Source organism: Streptomyces sp. NPDC107521 (genome assembly GCF_055598485.1).
Genome location: NZ_JBVKAT010000024.1, coordinates 96,836 through 116,886, shown reverse-complemented (window position 1 = coordinate 116,886; position 20,051 = coordinate 96,836). Strand labels below are relative to the sequence as shown.

At 75.6% G+C, this 20,051-nt stretch carries 15 protein-coding genes; 3 read left to right on the top strand and 12 right to left on the bottom strand.

Annotated features, from left to right (window positions below; translation table 11 throughout):
- Positions 1 to 308: 308 nt before the first annotated feature.
- A complete protein-coding gene (locus ACZ7LB_RS28030) occupies positions 309 to 1,316 on the bottom strand; it encodes a stage II sporulation protein M (RefSeq protein ID WP_471472004.1) in 1,008 nt (335 codons plus the stop codon).
- A gap of 168 nt (positions 1,317 to 1,484) precedes the next feature.
- Between ACZ7LB_RS28030 and ACZ7LB_RS28025 the strand changes: the two genes are divergently transcribed.
- On the top strand, positions 1,485 to 2,567 hold the full coding sequence (locus tag ACZ7LB_RS28025; RefSeq protein ID WP_471472003.1) for an RDD family protein: 1,083 nt from the start codon (positions 1,485 to 1,487) through the stop codon (positions 2,565 to 2,567).
- Between the two features lie 114 nt (positions 2,568 to 2,681).
- Here ACZ7LB_RS28025 and ACZ7LB_RS28020 read toward each other — a convergent pair whose 3' ends face one another.
- From ACZ7LB_RS28020 to ACZ7LB_RS27985, 8 genes are all read right to left on the bottom strand, one after another.
- The gene (locus tag ACZ7LB_RS28020; protein ID WP_471472002.1) at positions 2,682 to 3,296 is read right to left on the bottom strand and encodes a hypothetical protein; all 615 of its coding nucleotides are present in this window, start codon (positions 3,294 to 3,296) and stop codon (positions 2,682 to 2,684) included.
- 160 nt (positions 3,297 to 3,456) lie between these two features.
- On the bottom strand, positions 3,457 to 4,914 hold the full coding sequence (gene ahcY / locus ACZ7LB_RS28015) for an adenosylhomocysteinase (RefSeq protein WP_471472001.1): 1,458 nt from the start codon (positions 4,912 to 4,914) through the stop codon (positions 3,457 to 3,459).
- A 320-nt stretch (positions 4,915 to 5,234) separates the two neighbouring features.
- Positions 5,235 to 6,218, bottom strand: a complete 984-nt coding sequence (locus tag ACZ7LB_RS28010) for a cation diffusion facilitator family transporter (protein ID WP_471472000.1) — start codon at positions 6,216 to 6,218, stop codon at positions 5,235 to 5,237.
- A 200-nt stretch (positions 6,219 to 6,418) separates the two neighbouring features.
- A complete protein-coding gene (gene manA / locus ACZ7LB_RS28005; RefSeq protein ID WP_471471999.1) occupies positions 6,419 to 7,570 on the bottom strand; it encodes a mannose-6-phosphate isomerase, class I in 1,152 nt (383 codons plus the stop codon).
- A 71-nt stretch (positions 7,571 to 7,641) separates the two neighbouring features.
- Positions 7,642 to 8,769 (bottom strand): SIS domain-containing protein, encoded by a 1,128-nt coding sequence (locus tag ACZ7LB_RS28000; RefSeq protein ID WP_471471998.1) that lies wholly within the window; start codon positions 8,767 to 8,769, stop codon positions 7,642 to 7,644.
- A gap of 316 nt (positions 8,770 to 9,085) precedes the next feature.
- Positions 9,086 to 9,256, bottom strand: a complete 171-nt coding sequence (locus tag ACZ7LB_RS27995) for a Trm112 family protein (RefSeq protein WP_471471997.1) — start codon at positions 9,254 to 9,256, stop codon at positions 9,086 to 9,088.
- A 428-nt stretch (positions 9,257 to 9,684) separates the two neighbouring features.
- Positions 9,685 to 11,049, bottom strand: coding sequence for a phosphomannomutase/phosphoglucomutase (locus tag ACZ7LB_RS27990; RefSeq protein ID WP_471471996.1), 1,365 nt, complete (start codon positions 11,047 to 11,049; stop codon positions 9,685 to 9,687).
- Positions 11,050 to 11,166: 117 nt separating this feature from the next.
- The gene (locus ACZ7LB_RS27985) at positions 11,167 to 11,589 is read right to left on the bottom strand and encodes a DUF3499 domain-containing protein (RefSeq protein WP_471471995.1); all 423 of its coding nucleotides are present in this window, start codon (positions 11,587 to 11,589) and stop codon (positions 11,167 to 11,169) included.
- A gap of 499 nt (positions 11,590 to 12,088) precedes the next feature.
- Here ACZ7LB_RS27985 and ACZ7LB_RS27980 point away from each other — a divergent pair, with 499 nt between their 5' ends.
- Positions 12,089 to 12,547 carry a metallopeptidase family protein gene (locus ACZ7LB_RS27980; RefSeq protein ID WP_161226618.1) on the top strand — a complete coding sequence of 153 codons (459 nt, stop codon included), beginning with the start codon at positions 12,089 to 12,091 and terminating at the stop codon, positions 12,545 to 12,547.
- Between the two features lie 529 nt (positions 12,548 to 13,076).
- Here the strand turns inward: ACZ7LB_RS27980 and ACZ7LB_RS27975 are convergent.
- The 3 genes from ACZ7LB_RS27975 to ACZ7LB_RS27965 all read right to left on the bottom strand — a co-directional run bounded on the left by ACZ7LB_RS27975 (position 13,077) and on the right by ACZ7LB_RS27965 (position 18,791).
- Positions 13,077 to 14,561, bottom strand: coding sequence for a DUF5719 family protein (locus ACZ7LB_RS27975; RefSeq protein ID WP_471471994.1), 1,485 nt, complete (start codon positions 14,559 to 14,561; stop codon positions 13,077 to 13,079).
- Positions 14,558 to 18,319, bottom strand: coding sequence for a glycosyltransferase (locus tag ACZ7LB_RS27970; RefSeq protein ID WP_471471993.1), 3,762 nt, complete (start codon positions 18,317 to 18,319; stop codon positions 14,558 to 14,560). The genes ACZ7LB_RS27975 and ACZ7LB_RS27970 overlap by 4 nt, the downstream gene beginning before the upstream one ends.
- 208 nt (positions 18,320 to 18,527) lie before the next feature.
- Positions 18,528 to 18,791, bottom strand: a complete 264-nt coding sequence (locus tag ACZ7LB_RS27965; protein WP_003975777.1) for a WhiB family transcriptional regulator — start codon at positions 18,789 to 18,791, stop codon at positions 18,528 to 18,530.
- Between the two features lie 688 nt (positions 18,792 to 19,479).
- Between ACZ7LB_RS27965 and ACZ7LB_RS27960 the strand changes: the two genes are divergently transcribed.
- Positions 19,480 to 20,007, top strand: coding sequence for a cysteine dioxygenase (locus ACZ7LB_RS27960; RefSeq protein WP_471471992.1), 528 nt, complete (start codon positions 19,480 to 19,482; stop codon positions 20,005 to 20,007).
- Positions 20,008 to 20,051: the final 44 nt, after the last annotated feature.

The following is a 20,051-nucleotide window of genomic DNA, read 5'->3' as shown; positions in this document are numbered from 1 at the left end:
TCCGACTCTATCAGATCTTTCCGATCCGATTTCCTCGGTGCTTTCCAGGTTCCCGCTTCCGCGTTTCCCTTTCCGGCGGTTCCGACTCTATCAGAGGATTTCTGCCGGTCTTACCGGCTTCCATTCCGATTCATCGGGAGAGCTTCCGCGAATTCTGCGATTCCGGAAGCTGATAGTTACGTCAAGTCGCCCTCCGGGGTGAACCCGTCTACAGGCAACTGTTCGAATCTACCTCCCCGAACGCTCCGTGTCAACGGCTCGTCCGGGAACGATGAGGACACTAGCAGGTCGTCCGGCGTACACGCACATCAGGCGGCCGTCGGCAGGGTCGCGCTGCGCTCGGACTCCTCGACGTCACCCGTGTCGCCGGCGCGGGCGGCGCGTCCGCCCAGGACGAAGACGTACGCGAGGAACGCCAGCTCCGCCGCCACGCCGATGGCGACGCGGGCCCAGGTGGGCAGGCCGGACGGGGTCACGAAGCCCTCGACGGCGCCGGAGACGAACAGCACCAGCGCCAGCCCGATCGCCATGCCCAGGGCGGCGCGGCCCTCCTCCGCGAGCGCGGTGCGGCGGGTGCGCGGGCCCGGGTCGATCACGGTCCAGCCCAGCCGCAGTCCCGTACCGGCGGCCACGAAGACGGCGGTGAGTTCGAGCAGCCCGTGCGGCAGGACCAGGCCGAGGAAGGTGTCGAGGCGGCCCGCTGACGACATCAGACCGAGGCCGACCCCCAGGTTGAGCATGTTCTGGAAGAGGACCCAGAGGACCGGCAGCCCCAGGAAGACACCGAGGATCAGGCAGAGCGCGGCGGCCCAGGCGTTGTTCGTCCAGACCTGCGCGGCGAAGGAGGCCGCCGGGTGGGAGGAGTAGTAGGTCTCGTACTCGCCGCCGGGGCGGGTCAGCTCCCGCAGTTCGTCGGGCGCGGCGATGGCGGACTGCACCTCGGGGTGGGTGCCGATCCACCAGCCGAGGAGGACGGCCACGGCGGTGGACAGCAGTGCGGTGGGCACCCACCAGTGGCGCGCGCGGTGGACGGCGGCCGGGAAGTCGCGGGTCAGGAAGCGGGTGACGTCGCGCCAGGAGGCCCGCCGGGTGCCGGTCACGGTGGCCCGCGCGCGGGCCACCAGCCGGCTGAGCCGGCCGGTGAGCTGCGGGTCGGGGGCGCTGGACCGGATCAGGGAGAGATGGGTGGCCGTGCGCTGGTAGAGGGCGACGAGTTCGTCGGCCTCGGCGCCGGTCAGCCGTCGGCCGCGCCTGAGCAGGGCGTCGAGGCGGTCCCACTCCGCCCGGTGGGCGGAGACGAAGACGTCGAGGTCCATCGTGTCCTGCTCCTCGGCTCGCGTCGGCGGCTCGCGCGGATCGGTCCGTCGTGGATCGGTCCGACGCGGATCAGCCGCGACGCGGATCGGCTTGTCGTATGGGATGCGTTCCGGATCAGCTTGGCAGACTGGGCCGGGACCACGACGTTCGGGGAAGGGCGGCATGCGGTGAGCGAGCTGGTGACGGGCGAGGCGGTGGCGCTGGAGCTGCGTCCGGCGCGGCTGCCCAGCAGGGCGCTGGCCGTCCTGGTCGATCTGGCCGCGGCCCTGGTCGTCTACGTGGGCGTGGGCGTCGGTCTGCTGACCGCCACCGCCTCCCTGGACACGGCGGCCCGGACCGCGCTGTCGATCGCCGCGTTCGTGCTGGTGCTGGTGGGGGCGCCGGTCGCGGTGGAGACGCTGAGCCACGGGCGGTCGCTCGGGAAGGCGGCCTGCGGTCTGCGGGTGGTGCGGGACGACGGGGGGCCGGTCCGGTTCCGGCACGCGCTGGTGCGCGGGCTGATCGGGGTGGTCGAGATCCTGATGACGTTCGGCGCGGTCGCCTGTGTCGCCTCGCTGGTCTCGGAGCGGGGGCGGCGGCTCGGCGACGTCTTCGCGGGGACGCTGGTGGTGCGGGAGCGGGTGCCCTCGGCTCCGGCGGGGTTCGTGCCGCCGCCCCCGCCCTGGCTGGCCGGGCGGTTCTCGGAGCTGGACCTGTCGGCGGTCCCGGACGGCCTGTGGCTCGCTGTCCGCCAGTACCTGACGCGGAGGGGGCAGCTGGACCCGGCGGTCGGCCGGGCCATGGCCGACCGGCTCGCCGCCGATGTCGCGGTCCGGACGGGAACGCCCGCTCCGCGGGGCGTTCCGGCGGACGCCTATCTGGCGGCGGTGCTCCAGGAGCGGCAGGTCCGGGAGGCCCGGCGGACCTTCGGCGCCGGGGGTGCCGGGGGTGCCGGGGGTGCCGGGGGTGCCGGGGGTGGGGTGTCCGGCGCGGGCGGAGGGGTTCCCCCGTACTTCGGGGGACACGCTCACGCGGCTCCGGGCACCGGTCCCGGCGCGGCTCCGTACGGGGCACCCGGCGCGGCGCACCCCCGGGACCCAGCCGCCGCGGCCGGTCCGGCCGGCGCCCCCGGGTCGCCGTCCTCCGCGCCCCGGCCCCCCGCTCCCCCGCCGGGGGGATCCGGCGGCGCTCCGGAGGCGGGGCGGTCGGACGACGGACGGGGCCCGGACTCCGGCGGACGGCCCGGGACGGGCTTCGTCCCCCCGGCGTAGGCGACCCGGGCCCGGGTGCGGCGCGGATACGGCGCGGCGCGGGTGAGGCGTGGCACGGCCGGTGCCCGGCCCGGATGCGGCGCGCGGACGGTGCCCGGTGGTGCGCGGCGGGGCTCAGGGGAAGACCGACGGCGGCGACTCCAGGTCCTCCAGCTCGACCCCTGGGGCCGCGAGCACGACGTCCCCCGCGAGGTGCACGCTGTACCGCTCCCCCGTGTCGAGGGCGGTGACCTCGTACTCCTCCACGACGAGGGGGCCGCTGTCGGTGGGGTGTGCTTCGCTCCTCAGCAGGGCCCAGGACTGGTCCACGGTGCGGGGGGCGAGGACCGGTTCCGTGAGGGCGACGAGGCGTACCCGGGTGGCGGCAGCGGAGGGGGTGAGGCGCAGGAGGCGGGCGGTGGCGACGAGGAAGGCCGGGGAGCCGCCGGTGAAGGCGTGGGCGCGCACACTGCCCTCGGCCGCGTCGGCGCCGGCCGGGTCGGCGCGGACCCAGGTGACACCGTCCAGCGCCGCGCCCCGCACCTGCCAGCCCCCGGCGCGCAGTTCGAGCCGGATCGGGCGGCCCAGCCCGTCGAGGGCGAGGTCGACGGAGCCCCGCTGCTCCCCCGCGGGCGTGGTCAGCCGGGAGACGTAGCGCCAGCCGGAGGGCCCGGGGGCGCACTGGAAGTGCTCCTCGGCGAGGAGGGTGTGGTCGTGCGGGTCGTGGAGCGCGTAGCGGCCGCTGGGCATGGGGGTCCTGGGTCGTGATGGTCGGCCGGGCCACCCTCGGGTGGCCCGGCGACGGGGCAGGCCCCCGGCACGGGGGTGCGGGGGCCTGTTTCCGGAGCTCGGGGCCGGCCGTGGGGGGGTGCCGTCGGGTGCGGCACGCCCCGGGCCGGTGCGTACGGGCTCAGTAGCGGTAGTGGTCCGGCTTGTAGGGGCCCTCGACCTTGACGCCGATGTAGTCGGCCTGCTCCGGGCGGAGCGTGGTCAGCCTGACCCCGAGGGCGTCGAGGTGGAGGCGGGCGACCTTCTCGTCGAGGTGCTTGGGCAGCACGTAGACGTCGGTCGGGTAGGCGTCGGGCTTGGTGAACAGCTCGATCTGGGCCAGCGTCTGGTCCGCGAACGAGTTGGACATGACGAACGACGGGTGGCCGGTCGCGTTGCCCAGGTTGAGCAGGCGGCCCTCGGAGAGGACGATGATGACCTTGCCGTCGGCGAAGGTCCAGGTGTGGACCTGCGGCTTCACCTCGTCCTTGACGATGCCCGGCGTGGCGGCCAGGCCGGCCATGTCGATCTCGTTGTCGAAGTGGCCGATGTTGCCCACGATGGCCTGGTGCTTCATCCGGGCCATGTCAGAGGCCATGATGATGTCCTTGTTGCCCGTGGTGGTGACGAAGATGTCCGCCGTCTCCACGACGTCGTCGAGCGTCGCGACCTGGTAGCCGTCCATCGCGGCCTGCAGCGCGCAGATCGGGTCGATCTCGGTGACGATGACGCGGGCGCCCTGGCCGCGCAGGGACTCCGCACAGCCCTTGCCGACGTCGCCGTAGCCGCAGACCACGGCGGTCTTGCCGCCGATCAGGGTGTCCGTGGCGCGGTTGATGCCGTCGATCAGGGAGTGGCGGCAGCCGTACTTGTTGTCGAACTTCGACTTGGTCACCGCGTCGTTCACGTTGATCGCCGGGAAGAGCAGCGCTCCCTCGCGGTGCATCTCGTACAGGCGGTGCACGCCGGTGGTGGTCTCCTCGGTCACGCCGCGGATCTCCGAGGCCAGCCGGGTCCACTTCTGCGGCTCCCCGGCGACCGTGCGGGTCAGCAGTTCGAGGATCACGCGGTGCTCGTCGGACTCGGCCGTGTCCGGGGAGGGGACCTTGCCGTCCTTCTCGTACTCCACGCCCTTGTGCACCAGGAGGGTGGCGTCACCGCCGTCGTCCAGGATCATGTTCGGGCCGCCGGTCGGGCTGTCCGGCCAGGTCAGCGCCTGCTCCGTGCACCACCAGTACTCCTGGAGCGTCTCGCCCTTCCAGGCGAAGACCGGGACGCCCTGCGGGTCGTCCGGGGTGCCGTTCGGGCCGACGGCGATGGCCGCGGCGGCGTGGTCCTGGGTGGAGAAGATGTTGCACGACGCCCAGCGGACCTCGGCGCCCAGCGCCACCAGCGTCTCGATCAGCACGGCGGTCTGCACCGTCATGTGCAGGGAACCGGTCACCCGGGCACCGGCCAGCGGCCGTGTGGCCGCGTACTCCTCGCGGATGGCCATCAGGCCGGGCATCTCGTGCTCGGCGAGCGTGATCTCCTTGCGGCCGAACACGGCCAGGGAGAGGTCGGCGACCTTGAAGTCCTGTCGGCTGTCGACAGTCGTCATTACGGGCTGCTCCTCGGATCGGGGGCGAGGTGGGATCGGCTGATCTGCGCGGCGGCGGACACAGGGTGCCCGGGACGGGCACGGGCATGCCCGCGTACGCGCAGCGCAGTCCGTCGGAGGCCCTCTCTCCCTCGGACGGTCCCTCGGGACCGCCCGACCGCCATCAGCAGCGACGTCTGGCTCCGTCCCAAGCTACACCGGCGGGCCCTCCGGCCCCAGCCCGCCCGGGAAGAGATCCGGACACGTGCCGCCGCGCGCGGAACGCGCCGGGCCCCGCCGCGGGAGTGCGGCGGGGCCCGGCGGACGGGAGGACGGGGAGGTCAGTGATCCCCGGAGGGGCGGCCGACCGGGCCGCCCGGGGTGGCGTCGGGGTCGGCGCCCCTGGCGGCCGCGGCCTCGCTGTAGATGTCCGGTTCGAGGTAGATGGCGCGGGCGATCGGGACGGCCTCGCGGATGCGGGCCTCGGCGGCGTCGATGGCCGCGGCGATCTCGGTGGCCGTGCCGTCGTGGCGGACGGCGATCTTGGCGGCGACGAGGAGTTCCTCGGGGCCGAGGTGGAGGGTGCGCATGTGGATGAGGCGGGTGACGGTCTCCCCGTCGACGGTCGCGGCCTCGATCCGGCGGACCTCCTCGGTGCCGGCGGACTCGCCGAGCAGCAGGGACTTGGTCTCGGCGGCCAGCACCAGGGCGATCAGGATGAGCAGCACGCCGATGCACAGGGTGCCGACGCCGTCCCAGACGCCGTCGCCGGTGAGCAGGGCCAGGCCCACGCCGCCGAGGGCGAGGACGAGGCCGACCAGGGCGCCGAAGTCCTCCAGGAGGACGACGGGCAGCTCGGGGGCCTTGGCACGGCGGATGAAGTCCGTCCAGGAGAGCTGGCCGCGCAGGGAGTCGGACTCCTTGATGGCGGTGCGGAAGGAGAAGCCCTCGGCGATGATGGCGAAGACCAGGACGCCGACCGGCCAGTACCAGTGCTCGATCTCGTGCGGGTTCTTGATCTTCTCGTAGCCCTCGTAGAGGGCGAACATGCCGCCGACCGAGAAGAGCACGATGGAGACGAGGAAGGCGTAGACGTAGCGCTCGCGGCCGTAGCCGAAGGGGTGCTGCGGGGTGGCCTCGCGCTGGGCGCGCTTGCCGCCGACCAGCAGGAGCGCCTGGTTCCCCGAGTCGGCGAGCGAGTGCACGCCCTCCGCGAGCATCGACGACGAGCCGCTGAACGCGAACGCCACGAACTTCGCTACCGCGATGGCGAGGTTGGCGCCGAGTGCCGCCATGATCGCTTTGGTGCCGCCTGACGCGCTCATGTGTCGCGTTGGTCCCTTCGCATCGGTCCGCGTGTCCGCACTCCGCGCGCCGGTTGCGCGCGTACGCCGTCCGGGCCGGGCCCGGAACCGCGGTGCTCCGTACTTTCGCGGTGGGACATTGTCGCAGCCCGGCCCGGGGGCCGCGGGCCGGGCCGCCGGGAAGGCGCCCGGACGGGCGGGCCGGCCGCGGGAGGACGCGGTCAGACGGGGACGGTGGCGCGGAACAGCGTCCCGGTGCCCGCGACTTCGGCCCGCTCCCCCGCCGGGACGAAGACGGACCGGCCGGGGGTGAGGCGGTGCCCGCCCGCCCGGACGGCGCCCTCGACGCACAGGAGGATCTGCGGCGCGTCCCGGGTCAGGTCGCGGGGGGCCGCCGTGCCGGTCAGCAGGTACCGGGAGAGGCGGAACTCCTCGGCCGGGGTGTCGTACGGCTCCTCGCCGTCGGGGGTGGCCTCGGGGCGCAGGACGGCGGGGCCGCCGGACTCGAAGCGGACGACGCGCAGGAGTTCGGGGACGTCGACGTGCTTGGGGGTGAGGCCGCAGCGCAGGACGTTGTCGGAGTTGGCCATGATCTCGACGGCGAGCCCGTCGAGGTAGGCGTGCGGGACCCCGGCGCCCAGGTAGAGGGCCTCGCCGGGGCGGAGCCGGACGTGGTTGAGGAGCAGCGCGGCGAGCACCCCGGCGTCACCGGGGTAGTGGCGGGCGATCCCGGCGTAGGGCGCGTGGGCGCCGCCGAGGAGGGCGCACGCCTCGGCGGTCTCCTCGACGGTGCGGGCCATGGCCTCGGGGTCGGCGGTGAGGATGGCGGTGAGGGCCTCGCGCAGGGCGGCGTCCGCGGGCCGGGCGCGCAGCAGGTCGGCGTAGGGCTTGAGGGAGGGGACGCCGAGGGCGTCGAGCAGGTCGGCGGTCCCGGCCGGGGGGCGGAAGCCGCACAGACCCTCGAAGTCGGTGAGGGCGCAGACCAGTTCGGGCTTGTGCCCGGCGTCCCGGTAGTTGCGGTGGGGGGCGTCCAGGGGGATGCCGCGCCGCTGCTCGTCCTCGTAGCCCTCGCGGGCCTGCTCCCGGTCGGGGTGGACCTGGAGGGAGAGCGGGGCCCCGGCGGCCAGCAGTTTCAGGAGGAAGGGCAGGCGCGGGCCGAACCGGGCGACGGTGGCGGGCCCGAGTTCCCCGCCGGGGTCGGCGTCGATGAGCGCGGCGAGGGTGCCGTGGTCGGTGCGGGAGGGGGCGCCGGGGTGGGCGCCCATCCACATCTCCGCCTGCGGTTCGCCGGTGGGCTCGGTGCCGAGCAGGGCGGGGAGGGCGGTGGTGGAGCCCCAGGCGTAGGGGCGGACGGTGTTGTCGAGGCGGTACATGGGCTCTCTCTGACGGTGCGTTTCCCCCGTACGGGACGTGCGTGGGCGCGTGTACGGAGTGTGCGTAGAGGTCAGGCGCCCGAGGCGAGCGCCAGGTAAACGGCGGCGAAATCCGTGATGGCGATCAGTTCCGCCAGGGTCTCCAGTTCGCCGCCCGCCTCGGGTTCGAGCTCGCTGATCGGCGTGTCGTGGCCGAGGGCCAGTTCGCGGGCGGCGGGGGCGGCGGTGAGGCCCCCGGTGGGGCGGTCGCGCAGCAGCACCACGCGCGCGTGCAGGGCGGGGGACTCCTCGACGCGGTCGCGGAAGAAGTCGTCGGGGTCGGCGCCGGCGGCGAGGCGCCCGGCCAGCAGGGCGCCGTGCGCGTCCAGCGCCTCGGGCAGGGCGGCGACGACGGCCGGGGCGCCGGCGAGTTCCGCGAGGGCGGCGGCGAAGCGGCGGCCGGCCGGACCGGCCGAGGTGCCCTCGGTCCACACCACCGGGAGGGATTCGGCGAGTTCGGCCGCGAGGGTCTTGGCGGGGTTGCCGTAGGCGGGGACGGCGGGCCCGCAGCGCTCGGCGACCCGGTCGAGGCGGTCCGCGACGCGGTCGACGGCGTCGGGCGGCGCGTCGAGCAGACCGGTGCGGTCCAGCAGGGCGAGCAGCGGGGTGAGCAGGGCCCACAGGACGCCGGGGGCGGCTCCGGCGAGCGGCTCGTCGTGGTCGTAGGGGGTGGTCGCCATGGGGATGAGCAGGCCGCGGGAGCCGTTCACGGTCTCGCTGAGCGGGGAGTCGCCGGGGGCGACCGCGACGACGGTGCAGCCGCGGCGGTAGGCCTGTTCCGCGAGCAGGGCGAGGCCGGGCTCGCCGCCGTCGGGGGTGGTGATGAGCAGCAGGTCGACGGAGCCGGCCCAGCCGGGCAGTTCCCAGCGCAGGGCGCCCGCGGCGGGGGCCACGCCGGTGGGGGCGAGGCGGATGACGGGGCTGCCCGCTCCGGCCAGGGTGCCGAGGAGGTCGGCGGCGTGGGTGGCGGCGGCCCCGGGACCGGCGATCAGGACGGCGCGGGGGCGGCCGTCCGGCCGGAGGGCGCCGACCCCGGCCTCGGCGGCGTGCCGGGCGGCGGTGCGGACCCTGGCCCCGGCCTCGGCGGCACCGCGGAGCAGGCCGCGGCGGTCGGCCCGGGTGAGGCGGTCGGGGTCGTCGAGCAGCGATTCGTCGAGCATGGCGGCAGTCTCCGATCGCCGGTGGCGTTCGTTCGGTTGCGCGGACGCCCGGTCGTCGGCTGCCGGGCGCCGGCCGTCGGTCCTCTTGGGGGGCGTGGTTCGCCGGGGCCGTGTGACCCCGCGGGGGTGCGTGCCCGCTCGGGGGCGGACGGTCCGGCGGGGGTGCGGTGGCCGGGAGGGCGCGCCGGGTGGTGCGCGGCGTCCGGCGCGCGACCCCGCGGGGCGGCGCGGACCTCGCGCACGGGGGCGTGCGCGGACGGCGCGGCGGGGGCCGTGCGGCCGGTCGCGGGGCGGTGGGCCTCACCGGTCACGGCGACTACTCGGGGCGGCGGGCCTCGTCGACGAGGAGGACGGGGATGCCGTCGCGGACCGGGTAGGCCAGGCCGCAGTCCCCGCCGGCGCAGACCAGCTCGGCGTCCTGCTCCGTGAGGGCGGCGTGGCAGGCCGGGCAGGCGAGGATCTCCAGGAGGCCGGCTTCGAGCGGCATGAGGGTTCCCTTCGGGGCGGTGCGGTATGGGCTGATGTGCTGGTCAGGGTACCGCCGGTCGGGAGCGGGTGTCGGGGCCCTCCGCGCGCCGGGCGCGGCACGGGGGCGGAGCCCGCCCGCCGGGGGCACCGGGCCGGGGCGGACCGGTCCTGGTGGGGCGGGACGCGAGGCTGTCCACGGCCGGGGACCGGCCCCGGGCGGGAGCGGACCGGAGACCGGTCACGCTCCGGGGGAGACGGTCCCGGGCAGTCCGGGCCGGAGGCCGGGACTGCCCGGGACCGCCCGGCCGGAGACGGAGGGCGAGCGGGCGGGCCCGGCCGGAGACGGGGCGTGCGAGCGGGCCGCCGAGGCAGGCGGGTGGAACCGCTCCGGCCGGAGGCGCGCGTGCGGGGCGGTCCGGACCGTGCGGGCGCGGACCGGGCCGTCGGCTACGCGCGGATGATCGCCAGGGCCTCGTCCCGCACCTTGGCCATCGTCGCCTCGTCGCGGGCCTCCGCGTTCAGGCGGAGCAGCGGCTCGGTGTTGGAGGGGCGGACGTTGAACCACCAGTCGCCGGCCGTGACGGTGAGGCCGTCCAGCTCGTCCAGGGTGATGCCGTCGCGGCCCTCGTAGGCGGCCCGGAGCGCGGCCAGGCGGGCGGTCTGGTCGGCGACGGTGGAGTTGATCTCCCCGGAGCCGGCGTAGCGGTCGTACTGGGCGACGAGGGCGGAGAGCGGCTCCGGCTGTCCGCCGAGGGCGGCGAGGACGTGCAGGGCGGCCAGCATGCCGGTGTCCGCGTTCCAGAAGTCGCGGAAGTAGTAGTGCGCGGAGTGCTCCCCGCCGAAGATCGCCCCGGTGCGGGCCATCTCGGCCTTGATGAAGGAGTGGCCGACGCGGGTGCGGGCCGGGGTGCCGCCGTGCTCGCGGACCACCTCGGGCACGGACCAGGAGGTGATCAGGTTGTGGATGATCGTGCCCTCGCCGCCGTTGCGGGCCAGCTCGCGGGCGGCCACCAGGGCGGTGATCGCGGACGGCGGGACCGGGTCGCCGTGCTCGTCGACGACGAAGCAGCGGTCGGCGTCGCCGTCGAAGGCGAGCCCGAGGTCGGCGCCCTCCTCGCGGACGCGCCGCTGGAGGTCGACGAGGTTGGCCGGATCGAGCGGGTTGGCCTCGTGGTTGGGGAAGGTGCCGTCCAGTTCGAAGTACATCGGCACCAGGCCCACCGGCAGTCCTTCGAGGACGGTGGGGACGGTGTGGCCGCCCATCCCGTTGCCCGCGTCGACGACGGCCTTCAGCGGCCGGACGCCGGTGAGGTCGACCAGCGAGCGCAGGTGGGCCGCGTAGTCGCCGAGCGTGTCGCGGTGCCGCACGCTGCCCTGGCGGGCCGCGGGGGCCGGGGGGCCCTCGGCGGTCCAGCGCTCCACCAGGGCGCGGATCTCCGCGAGTCCGGTGTCCTGGCCGACCGGCGCGGCGCCCGCGCGGCACAGCTTGATGCCGTTGTAGCGGGCCGGGTTGTGGGAGGCGGTGAACATGGCGCCGGGCAGGTCCAGCGCGCCGGAGGCGTAGTAGAGCTGGTCCGTGGAGCACAGGCCGATCAGGACGACGTCGGCGCCGAGGGCCGCCGCGCCGCGGGCGAAGGCGGCGGAGAGGCCGGGCGAGGACGGCCGCATGTCGTGCCCGACGACGACGGCCTCCGCGCCGGTCAGTTCGGCGAAGGCGGCGCCGAACAGCTCGGCCGTGGCCTCGTCCCACTGGTCCGGGACCACCCCGCGTACGTCGTACGCCTTGACGATCTGCGACAGATCAGCAGCCACGGCCAGCCTTCCTCGAAGTCCTGTGGATGCCCACAAACTACCCGCAGGCCCCGGCGGACCGGCGCGCGGTGCCCCGGGGCGGCGCGGACGGGGGGACCGGCTCGGCGCGGACCGGGCTCAGTTGTCCGGTGAGCGCAGGACCCGCAGGTGGCCGCGGCGCGCGACCTCCATCGGATCGGCGGCGCGGGCCCCGCCGCCGGCCCGTGCCGCCCGCTCCTGGGGGCGGGCCGCCTCGCGCACGGCGTCGGCGAGCGCCTCCAGGTCGTCGCCGCTGGGGCGGGCCGGGGCGGAGGAGTCGAGGAGCCGGACGACCTCCCAGCCGCGCGGCGCGGTGAGGCGCTCGGAGTGCTCGGCGCACAGGTCGTAGCAGTGGGGCTCGGCGTAGGTGGCGAGCGGGCCGAGGACCGCGGTCGAGTCGGCGTAGACGTACGTCAGCGTCGCGACGGCGGGACGGCCGCAGGCGGTGCGCGAACAGCGACGTACAGGGCTCACGGTGTTGGACGGTACCGCACTCTTGAGCGGGCCGCGATGACTCTCCACCAGGTGACACCTCCGTGTCGTGGCGTGAAACGGACCCTCACCCCGGCCGGCGCTCCGTGGCGACCTGCGCCGACGTCCGCTTCCGAGGGGGTGGGCGATCCCGGAACCGGTCATCACACGATACAAACAATGGCAATTGCCTTGGGCGGCGCGGTGGTCGAGGGATACCGAATCGAGTCCGACCTTGGCTTGAATGGTCATCATGTGACATGCCTCGGGGGCTCCGGGCGGGTCGTGACGGATGGTCGGACCGCTCCCGGCGGAGCCGGGTCCGGTCCCGCTTCGGGGTCCGCTTCCGGATCCGCTTCCGGGTCCACCGCGCGATCCGCCTCCCGGCGGGGACCGGTCCGTCCCGCTCCGGCCGCTTCCGGGACCGGCTCCGCGCCGTCGGCCGACGGCGGTGGACGGGAGCCGGGCGCGGGGCGGACGGGGGGAGACCGGGCCGCCCGGCGGCGACGGACCGGCGCCGGGAGCGGGCGGGGACTACCCTTCACCAGTGATGGACAACCCCGTGACGCCCCGTGATGGGGCCGGCCGCCCAGGACCCCGCCGTCGTGATCGTCACGGCCGCGGGATGCGCGGCCCGATCGCGCCGCCCCAGGTACCGCTCGCCGCGAGCCGCGCCGACCTGTTCGCGGAGCTGGTGCAGGACTCCGTGGAACGCCTGGAACGACGGTGGCCGCAGCTCGCCGACATCGATTTCCTCGTCCTGGAGGTGCCGCGGCTGGACGGCGCGGCCGGGCAGGGCTGGAACGACGAGGCCGTGCCGCTGGGCGGAACGGTGCCCGCGCGGGACGGCGGACCGGCGCGGGTGGTGGTCTACCGGCGGCCGGTCGAGATCCGCAGCAAGGGGCGCGACGAGCGGGCCGCGCTGGTGCACGAGGTCGTCGTCGAGCAGGTCGCGGAGCTGCTGGGGCTGACGCCGGAGACGGTGGACCCCCGGTACGGCGAGGACTGACGCCCGGGCACCGGCACCGGCACCTGGCCGAACGCCGGAACGGGCCCAAACTCCGGAACGGGGGCGGCCGGCGGTGCCTGGCGGGGGCCGGGCGGACCGGCGCGACAGGGCGACAGGGCGACAGGGCGACGCGAGAACCGGGTACGGCCGGGGCACCGGGACGGCGGTCGGGCTCAACGGGACCGCACAGGATCCCAGGCCGGCCATGTCCACCACACGGAGACACCCACTCCGGGCTCCGGGCTCCGGGCTCCGGGCTCCGGGCTCCGGGCTCCGGGCTCCGGGCTCCGGGCTCCGGGCTCCGGGCTCCGGGCTCCGGGCTCCGGGGTGAGTGTCCGGGGCGCGCGGACCGCTTCCGGCCGTCCCGCGCACGCGGTGGGCCGTGGGCCCCGGCGGGCGGGCCGCCTCCCGCTCGCGGCGGGGCCCGCGCCTCCGCTCTCCCGGTACCGGCCCGGCGCCGACCTCCGTACCCCGCACGGGACCCTCGCGGGCCCTCCCGGTCCCGGCCCGGCCGGGTCCCGCGCCTTCGTCAGCGCTGCAGTACCGAGAGGTCCTGCTTCGCCCTCGGTACGGCGACCATGCCCCGGTCGTCCGGCAGGACCTGCACCGTGAAGGCCGCCGCGTCGCCGACGGGGACCGCCAGGGTGCGGGCCGCGTAGAGCGGGCCGCCGGACACCGGCTCGACGGTGAGCGCGTAGGTGCCCTTCAGCCCCGCGGGCACCGGCGCCTCCACGTCCTGGGTGGTGCCGCCCTTGACGGTGTACGTCTTCGAGACGGCCGTCCCGCCCCCGCTGCCCGCCGAGGCGGTGACCTTCACCTGGGCGGTCCCCTCCGGCGCCGTCAGCGACAGCGTGGTGCCCTTGGCGCGGTTGTCCGCGGCGGTGGCGCGGGCCGCGACCGGGGTGGCGGCCGGGATGAACGCCGACTCCCGGCCGTCCCCCTTGCCCCGCACCACGCGCAGCGCGGCCACCACCGGCACGGCGCCCCTGGTGGGCGTGAGCAGCAGGGACCCGGCCTCGCCCCGGGTGAGGTCACCGAGGTCCACGCCCGTCGTCATGCCCGCCTTGACGTGCACCGTCTGCTGCTGCGCGGGGGTGATCGAGCCGGACGGCGCGGCCAGCCGCACCTTCAGGTCGGCGTCGGTCCCGCCGGGGGTGAACAGCACCAGGCGCACCTCCGCGGCGTCCTTGGGGATGCCCGGCAGCACCAGGCTGCCCGCCGGGGGCGCGGCGGCCGTCAGCCAGTCGCCGCCCAGCTTGGCGTCCAGGGCCTGCACCGCGGCGCCGACCCGGCCGCTGCGCACCCCGACGTGCACGGTGAGGTCGTCCTCCCTGGTCTCGCCGAGGGTGGGGAGCAGGAGCGCCTGGCTGCCGTGCGGCGGCACCGTGACCCCCTCCCCCACCGTCGACTTCACCGCGCCGTCCTTGCCGTACAGCTCGATGTCGACGACGGCCGCCGAGCCGTCGGGGTTGGTGAGGTGGACGTAGTCCGTGCGGTCGGCGGAGGTGCTGGCGCCGGGGAACCAGAAATCGGTGTCCGGCGCGGTGCAGGCGACGCCCAGCAGGCCCCGGCCGGTGCCCGCGGCGACCTCGGTGGTCTGCTGCACTGTCCAGCCCGGGGCGAAGCCGCCCTCGGCGATTCCGGCGAGGGCGGTGGCTCCGGGGCCGGAGACCTCGCCGGTGGCCGGCTTGCCGGGGGCCTGGGGCTGGACGACGGGCTTCGCGGCCTTGCCGTCCTTGCCGGTGGTCCCCCCGCCGACGGGCGCGGCGGTGAGCCGGGCACCGCCCTTGTCCCCCGCGCCCGGGGTGACGGGGGTGAAGGAGGTGTAGGCCGTCTCCGCGAGGTCGGAGCCGCTGGGTGCCGGGCACAGCAGGCTGCTGCGCTCGACGGGCAGCCGGGCGGCCGGTCCGGCGGCCTCCGGGGCGGCGGGGCCGGGCGCGGCCACCGACGCGAATCCGGTGAGGGCGGCGAGCGCGGCGGTGCCCGCGATCAGGGACAGGGTGGTGCGCTTCACTGCTGGCTCCCGTCCGGACGCTCACTGCCCGGGGCGTGCGGCTGGTGGGGTGGGGCGGAGGGGTCGTACGGGGCGTCGTATCCGCCCTGCCCGTACTGCTGCGCGCCGTACGCCGGGTCGTACGCCCCGGTCCCGCCCTGCGGGTCGCCGTCCTGGGCGGCCTGGGTGCCGTAGGCGTAGGGGGCGGTGTACCCGCCGTCCTGGTAGGGGTCCGTCCCGTAGCCCTGCTGTCCGTAGGCGCTCGATTCGTAGGGCGCCGGGGTCTCCTGGTAGGGCTCGCCGCCGTAGGAGCCGTAGCCCGTGTCCGTCCGGCCGGACGCGTCCCACTCGTCGTAGGAGGGCTGGGCGGGGACGGGGGCGGGGGTCCCGCCGGAGGGCGCGGGCGGGAAGTCCGGGGCCGTCGGGGTGCCGGTCCCCCAGTCCTCGGCCTCCGGGCCCGCCGGGGGCTCCGGCGCGGACTCCGCCGCGGCGGCCTCCGCCTCGGCCTGGGCGCGCAGGCGCCGGGCCCTGCGGCCCTCGCCGGCGACCGGCTCGGCCGGGGCGGCGGGCTCCTCCTCGGGCAGGTCGTCGTCGACGTCGCGGCGCCTGCCGGGCAGCGCGAGGACGATCAGGACCAGGCCGAGGAGGCCCTGGGTCCAGAGCCAGACGGTGTGGCTGAACGGGGTCTCGAAGGTGACGTCCAGCCGTCCGCCGGAGGCGGGGAGCCGGAAGCCCTGGGCCCAGCCGTCGACGGTGGTGCGGGTGAGCGGCTTGCCGTCGAGGGTGGCCGTCCAGCCGTCGGCGGCGGTGTCCGCGAGGCGCAGCACCCGGCCCTCGGCACCGGCGTCGATCCGGGTGTGGATCTCGACGGGACCGGCCGCGACGGGCTGCGGGGCGGTGTCGGCCCCGTCGCCGGACACGACGGTGGCGCGGGCGACCTCGCGGTCGACCCGCCACAGCCCGCTGCCGTCCTGCTGGCTGAGCCTGCTCAGGCCGGGGGTGGCGTCCAGGACTCGGGTCATCTCGCGGGGGGCGCCCTTGTGGACGAGGACGTAGCGCACGGCGAATCCGCCGAGCTGGTCGGCCTGGTCGGCGCCGGATCCGGCGACGAGGTTGGCGACGACCTTGTCGAGCCTGCCGTTGCCGCCGTCGGCGACCAGTTCGCCGTCGCCGAGGCGGACCCCGGAGCCGCGGACCAGCATGTAGCCGACGCGGGCGGCGGAGTCGCTGTCCAGGACGAGGGTGCGGGCCTGGTCGCGGGTGCCGCTCTCCTCGGCGACGAACGCCGGGACCTGGACGGGGTTGCGCCGCTCCAGGGGCCCGTCGGCGCCGCCGATCATCCAGCCGAGGGCGGCGACGAGCGGGCCGACGGCGCAGGCCAGGGCGATCAGGGCGGCGACCGGCTGGCGCCAGCCGAAGCTCTGCTCGGCCACCCGCGCGCGGGCGCCGTCGGCGCCGAGGACGGCGGCGGCCAGCAGCGCCAGCCCGTAGACCAGGGTGGCGGGGCCGGCCCAGGCGGAGCGGTTGGCGAGGACGGCGAGGAGGAGCCCGGCGAGGGCGGCGGCCCAGGCGGTGCGGATGCCGAGCTGCCGTTCGGAGCGGAGCAGGGCGGCCAGGGCGGCGAGCACGACGCCGAGGAGCACGAGCCCGCCGACGGTGCCGGGGCCTCCGGGGCTCACGCCGAGCAGGTCGAGGGCGGAGGCGGCGGAGGCGCCGTGGGGCAGCCCGGCCTCCTGGAGGAAGCCGGACGGGAACAGGGTCAGCGACCAGGGCGCCAGGAGCAGCAGCGGGGTGCCGAGCTGGGCGAGGAAGCGCGGCCCGTAGCCGGTGAGGTCGCCGCGGCGCAGCGCCAGCACGCCGAGGCCCAGGAGCAGGGCGATGGGCCAGACGACGGGGGTGAAGGCGGTGGTGATCGTCAACAGCAGCGCGTACGCCCAGGTGGCGCGCCAGGTGCCGCGGGTGCCGTCGGGGGCGGTGAGGCCGGCGGCGGCGACGCCCGCGCGGGCGATCAGCGGCAGGAGGACGGCGAGGACGGCGGTGCCGACGCGGCCGCCCGCGAGGGCGCCGGTGGCGGCGGGCAGGAAGGCGTAGGCGACGGCCGCCCAGGCGCGCAGGAGCCGGGAGGGGACCAGCGACCGGGAGGCGAAGTAGGCCGTGACGCCGGCCAGCGGCACCGAGCCGACCAGCAGCAGGGTGACGGCGAGCCCGGTGGAGCCGAGCAGCGCGGAGGCGAGGGTGGCGACGAGGGCGAGGTAGGGCGGGGCGGAGGCGGTGCCGCCGGTGCCCACGGTGTGCCAGGCGTCGAGATAGCGCGCCCAGAGGTCGCCGGCCCCGGCGGGGGCGGGCAGCAGGGCGCCGCCGGCCAGGGCGCCGCCGCCCAGCAGGGCGCGGCAGGCGGCCAGGGAGACCAGGAGCAGGACGAGGAAGAGGACGGGGCCGGGCTTGCGGGCGACGCGCTTGAGCCGGGCGAACTGCTCGATCTCCAGGAAGTCGGCGTCGTCGCCGCCGGGGCCGGACTCGACGCCGCCGTGCCGTCCTGCGCCCGCGCCGGTCTCCGCTTCGGCGCTGCCGACGAGGTTGCCCGCGAACTGCTCCAGGGTGACCCGGACGGTGGCGCCGGGGGGTGGGAAGAGGGGGCGCAGCTCGCCCTTGTCGGCCTGGGGGCGGCCGCGCTCGCGGCGTCCGGCGATGACGCGCTCGGGCCGCAGCAGGACGCCGAGCAGGCCGCGGATCTCGTCGAGCGCCTGGCCGGGGGCCTTGCCGACGAGGTAGGCGACGGTCCGCAGCAGGGTGCCGAGGACGACGCGGAGCAGGACCCAGGGCAGGGCGGCGGTGCGGGTGTTGACGAGCAGGGTGTGGACCGCGCCGGCCTTGTCGACCTTGTGCGGGGAGGCGGTGGTGCGGCCCGCGCAGTCGACGGTGCGGCGCTCCCGGGAGGCGGCCTCGGCGTGGCGGACGACGGCGTCGGGGGCGACGAGGACGCGCAGGCCCGCGGCGTGGGCGCGCCAGCACAGGTCGATGTCGTCGCGCATGAGGGGCAGTCGGCGGTCGAAGCCGCCGAGCCGCTCGAAGACGTCGCGGCGGACGAGCATGCCGGCGGTGGAGACGGCCAGGACGGACCGGACGTGGTCGTGCTGGCCCTGGTCCTGTTCGCGGCGGTCGAGGCCGGTCCAGCGGCGGCCGGAGTTGGCGATGGAGACGCCGACCTCCAGCAGCTGCCTGCGGTCGTACCAGCCGCGGAGCTTGGGGCCGACGACGGCGACGTCCTCGCGGCCGAGCTCGTACTCGTTGTCGACGACGCGGAGCAGGTGGGAGAGGGCGTCCGGGTCGGGGGCGCAGTCGTCGTGGAGCAGCCAGAGCCACTGCACGGGTTCGCCGTGGGGCAGTTCGGGGAGGTCGTAGGCGTCGAGGCGCCAGGTGCGCGCGACCGGGTCCCAGCCGCTCGGCCGCTTCAGGTACGGCAGCTCGTCGGGGGTGAGGACGGGCGCGGTGCGCGCGGCCTCCTCGACGGCCTGGCCGAAACCGGTCCGCCGGGCGAGGTGCAGCACGCGGTCGTCGCCGAGGGCCTCGGTGACCAGCCGCGCGGAGTCGTCGGCGCTGCCGGTGTCGGCGGCCACCGCGTACTGGACGGGGCGGTCCTGGCCGAGCAGGCCGGCGAGCGCGTCGGGCAGCCAGCGGGATCCGTCGTGGGAGACGAGGACCGCCGTCACCACGTGACGCGGGAACTCTGGTGTGGCGGCGAGGTCTTGGCCTGCCGCAGTGTGGCTGTGCACGGACATCGAGGTACGGGCCCCGGTTCGCTGGACTGCGGTGGACGCCTGTGCCCCCTGGGGGCGGCGGGGCATCCCGGTCGGTCGACCACACTATCGGCTGCCCGGCACGACGGCCCGCCGCCTGTGGATAACCCACTCGCGACGGGCCGTTCATGACGTATGGGGAGATATGGGACGGGTCACGGAGGTCCGGACCGGTCGTCGTGACGGACGGTCAGACCGCGGCCTTCTTCAGCCGTCGGCGCTCGCGCTCGGAGAGACCGCCCCAGATGCCGAAGCGCTCGTCGTTGGCGAGGGCGTATTCGAGACACTCGGAACGGACCTCGCAGGCGAGGCAGACCTTCTTGGCCTCCCGGGTGGAGCCGCCCTTCTCGGGGAAGAACGACTCGGGGTCGGTCTGGGCGCAGAGCGCGCGCTCCTGCCAGCCGAGCTCCTCGTCCGCGTCGTCGACCAGCAGTTGCTGCACCAGCTCGGTCATGTGCGCCCCTCGTCCGTCTTTCGCGTCCCCGTGATCCGGCCGTTATCGTTTCCGGCCGAACGACACGAGTGAAATTACAAGTGTGCTGCTCCGGGCGAGTCAAGCCGGGATCTGCTATTGGGCCCCTTATTCACTCTGCGGAACCAAGGTCATGCGGTAAGTGTTCAAATCGGCATAAACTCCGGGGCGCCACCGAGGGCAGCGGTGAACCCGCCCCGGCGCCCGGCGTGCACAGGGGAGGACGTACCGGCATTCGTTCCCGTTCCGTCACACGCGCCGAAGCGAGCCCGATCACATTCGGATCACGGGATCGCAACAAGGGTTGTGTGCCCGGCTTGTGCGCCATGTGTCCCCAAAGGCGGAGGGGCAAACCTCGCCCCCGGCAGATGAACCGGATGTGGTGAAACATGTCCCACACCACCCGGCCGAGTTGACAGTGCGGGTGTGAACCGCTGTCCTAGGGGGCATGCTCGCGAACTCGGCGCTCGCCCCGACCCGCACCCCCGGGTCCCACGGTGCTGCCCTGGTCCGCTGTAGCTGTTGCCGCTGTTCCAGCTGTTGAGCCGTCCGCGCTCCGGCTGTCCCGGGCCCCTTCCGGCCCGCCCGCTCCCTCCCGCCCTCCGGGGCCTCCGCCGCGCACCGCCGCGCCCCTTCCCCGCACCCTTCCGCCGAGGAACACCCCCACCCCATGAACAGCGACAGCGACCTCCAGATCGCCGGCGACCTCCTCGAGGTCCCGCACCTCCTGCGGGCGCCGCGGGAGCACCCGGAGACCGTCGCGGACTTCGTCGGCCTCGCCCGCTCCATCGCCGCCGACCGCTCCCAGTGGGAGCACCTCGTCCGCTACGACACGGCCTCGCGCTGGTACCACCGGCTGCGCACCGGGCCGGGCTACGAGGTGTGGCTGCTGTCCTGGGTGCCCGGCCAGGGCAGCGGGCTGCACGACCACGGCCCCTCCTCCGGGGTCCTGACCGTCCTGGACGGCGTCCTGACCGAGCGGACCGGGCGCGGCACGCGGGCGCTGGCGGCGGGCGCGCAGCGGGTGTTCGCGCCGGGCTACGCGCACGAGGTGGTCAACGACGCGCTGGAACCGGCCGTCAGCCTGCACGTCTACTACCCGGGCCTGACCGAGATGCCCATGCACACCGCGCGCTGCTCGGCGGCGGCCCCGCGGGGCGCCGGTGCCGCGGAGCCCGCGTCCGCACCCGCTCCGTGACAACTGGCTGACGCGTTGTCGTACCCGCCTGCCAGACTGGGCGC

Bases quoted from the DNA above. Each gene is read 5' to 3' on its own strand.
- ACZ7LB_RS28030 (WP_471472004.1), bottom strand. From the start codon at position 1,316: ATGGACCTCGACGTCTTCGTCTCCGCCCACCGGGCGGAGTGGGACCGC.
- ACZ7LB_RS28020 (WP_471472002.1), bottom strand. From the start codon at position 3,296: ATGCCCAGCGGCCGCTACGCGCTCCACGACCCGCACGACCACACCCTC.
- ahcY (WP_471472001.1), bottom strand. From the start codon at position 4,914: ATGACGACTGTCGACAGCCGACAGGACTTCAAGGTCGCCGACCTCTCC.
- ACZ7LB_RS28010 (WP_471472000.1), bottom strand. From the start codon at position 6,218: ATGAGCGCGTCAGGCGGCACCAAAGCGATCATGGCGGCACTCGGCGCC.
- manA (WP_471471999.1), bottom strand. From the start codon at position 7,570: ATGTACCGCCTCGACAACACCGTCCGCCCCTACGCCTGGGGCTCCACC.
- ACZ7LB_RS28000 (WP_471471998.1), bottom strand. From the start codon at position 8,769: ATGCTCGACGAATCGCTGCTCGACGACCCCGACCGCCTCACCCGGGCC.
- ACZ7LB_RS27995 (WP_471471997.1), bottom strand. From the start codon at position 9,256: ATGCCGCTCGAAGCCGGCCTCCTGGAGATCCTCGCCTGCCCGGCCTGC.
- ACZ7LB_RS27980 (WP_161226618.1), top strand. From the start codon at position 12,089: ATGGACAACCCCGTGACGCCCCGTGATGGGGCCGGCCGCCCAGGACCC.
- ACZ7LB_RS27970 (WP_471471993.1), bottom strand. From the start codon at position 18,319: ATGTCCGTGCACAGCCACACTGCGGCAGGCCAAGACCTCGCCGCCACA.
- ACZ7LB_RS27965 (WP_003975777.1), bottom strand. From the start codon at position 18,791: ATGACCGAGCTGGTGCAGCAACTGCTGGTCGACGACGCGGACGAGGAG.
- ACZ7LB_RS27960 (WP_471471992.1), top strand. From the start codon at position 19,480: ATGAACAGCGACAGCGACCTCCAGATCGCCGGCGACCTCCTCGAGGTC.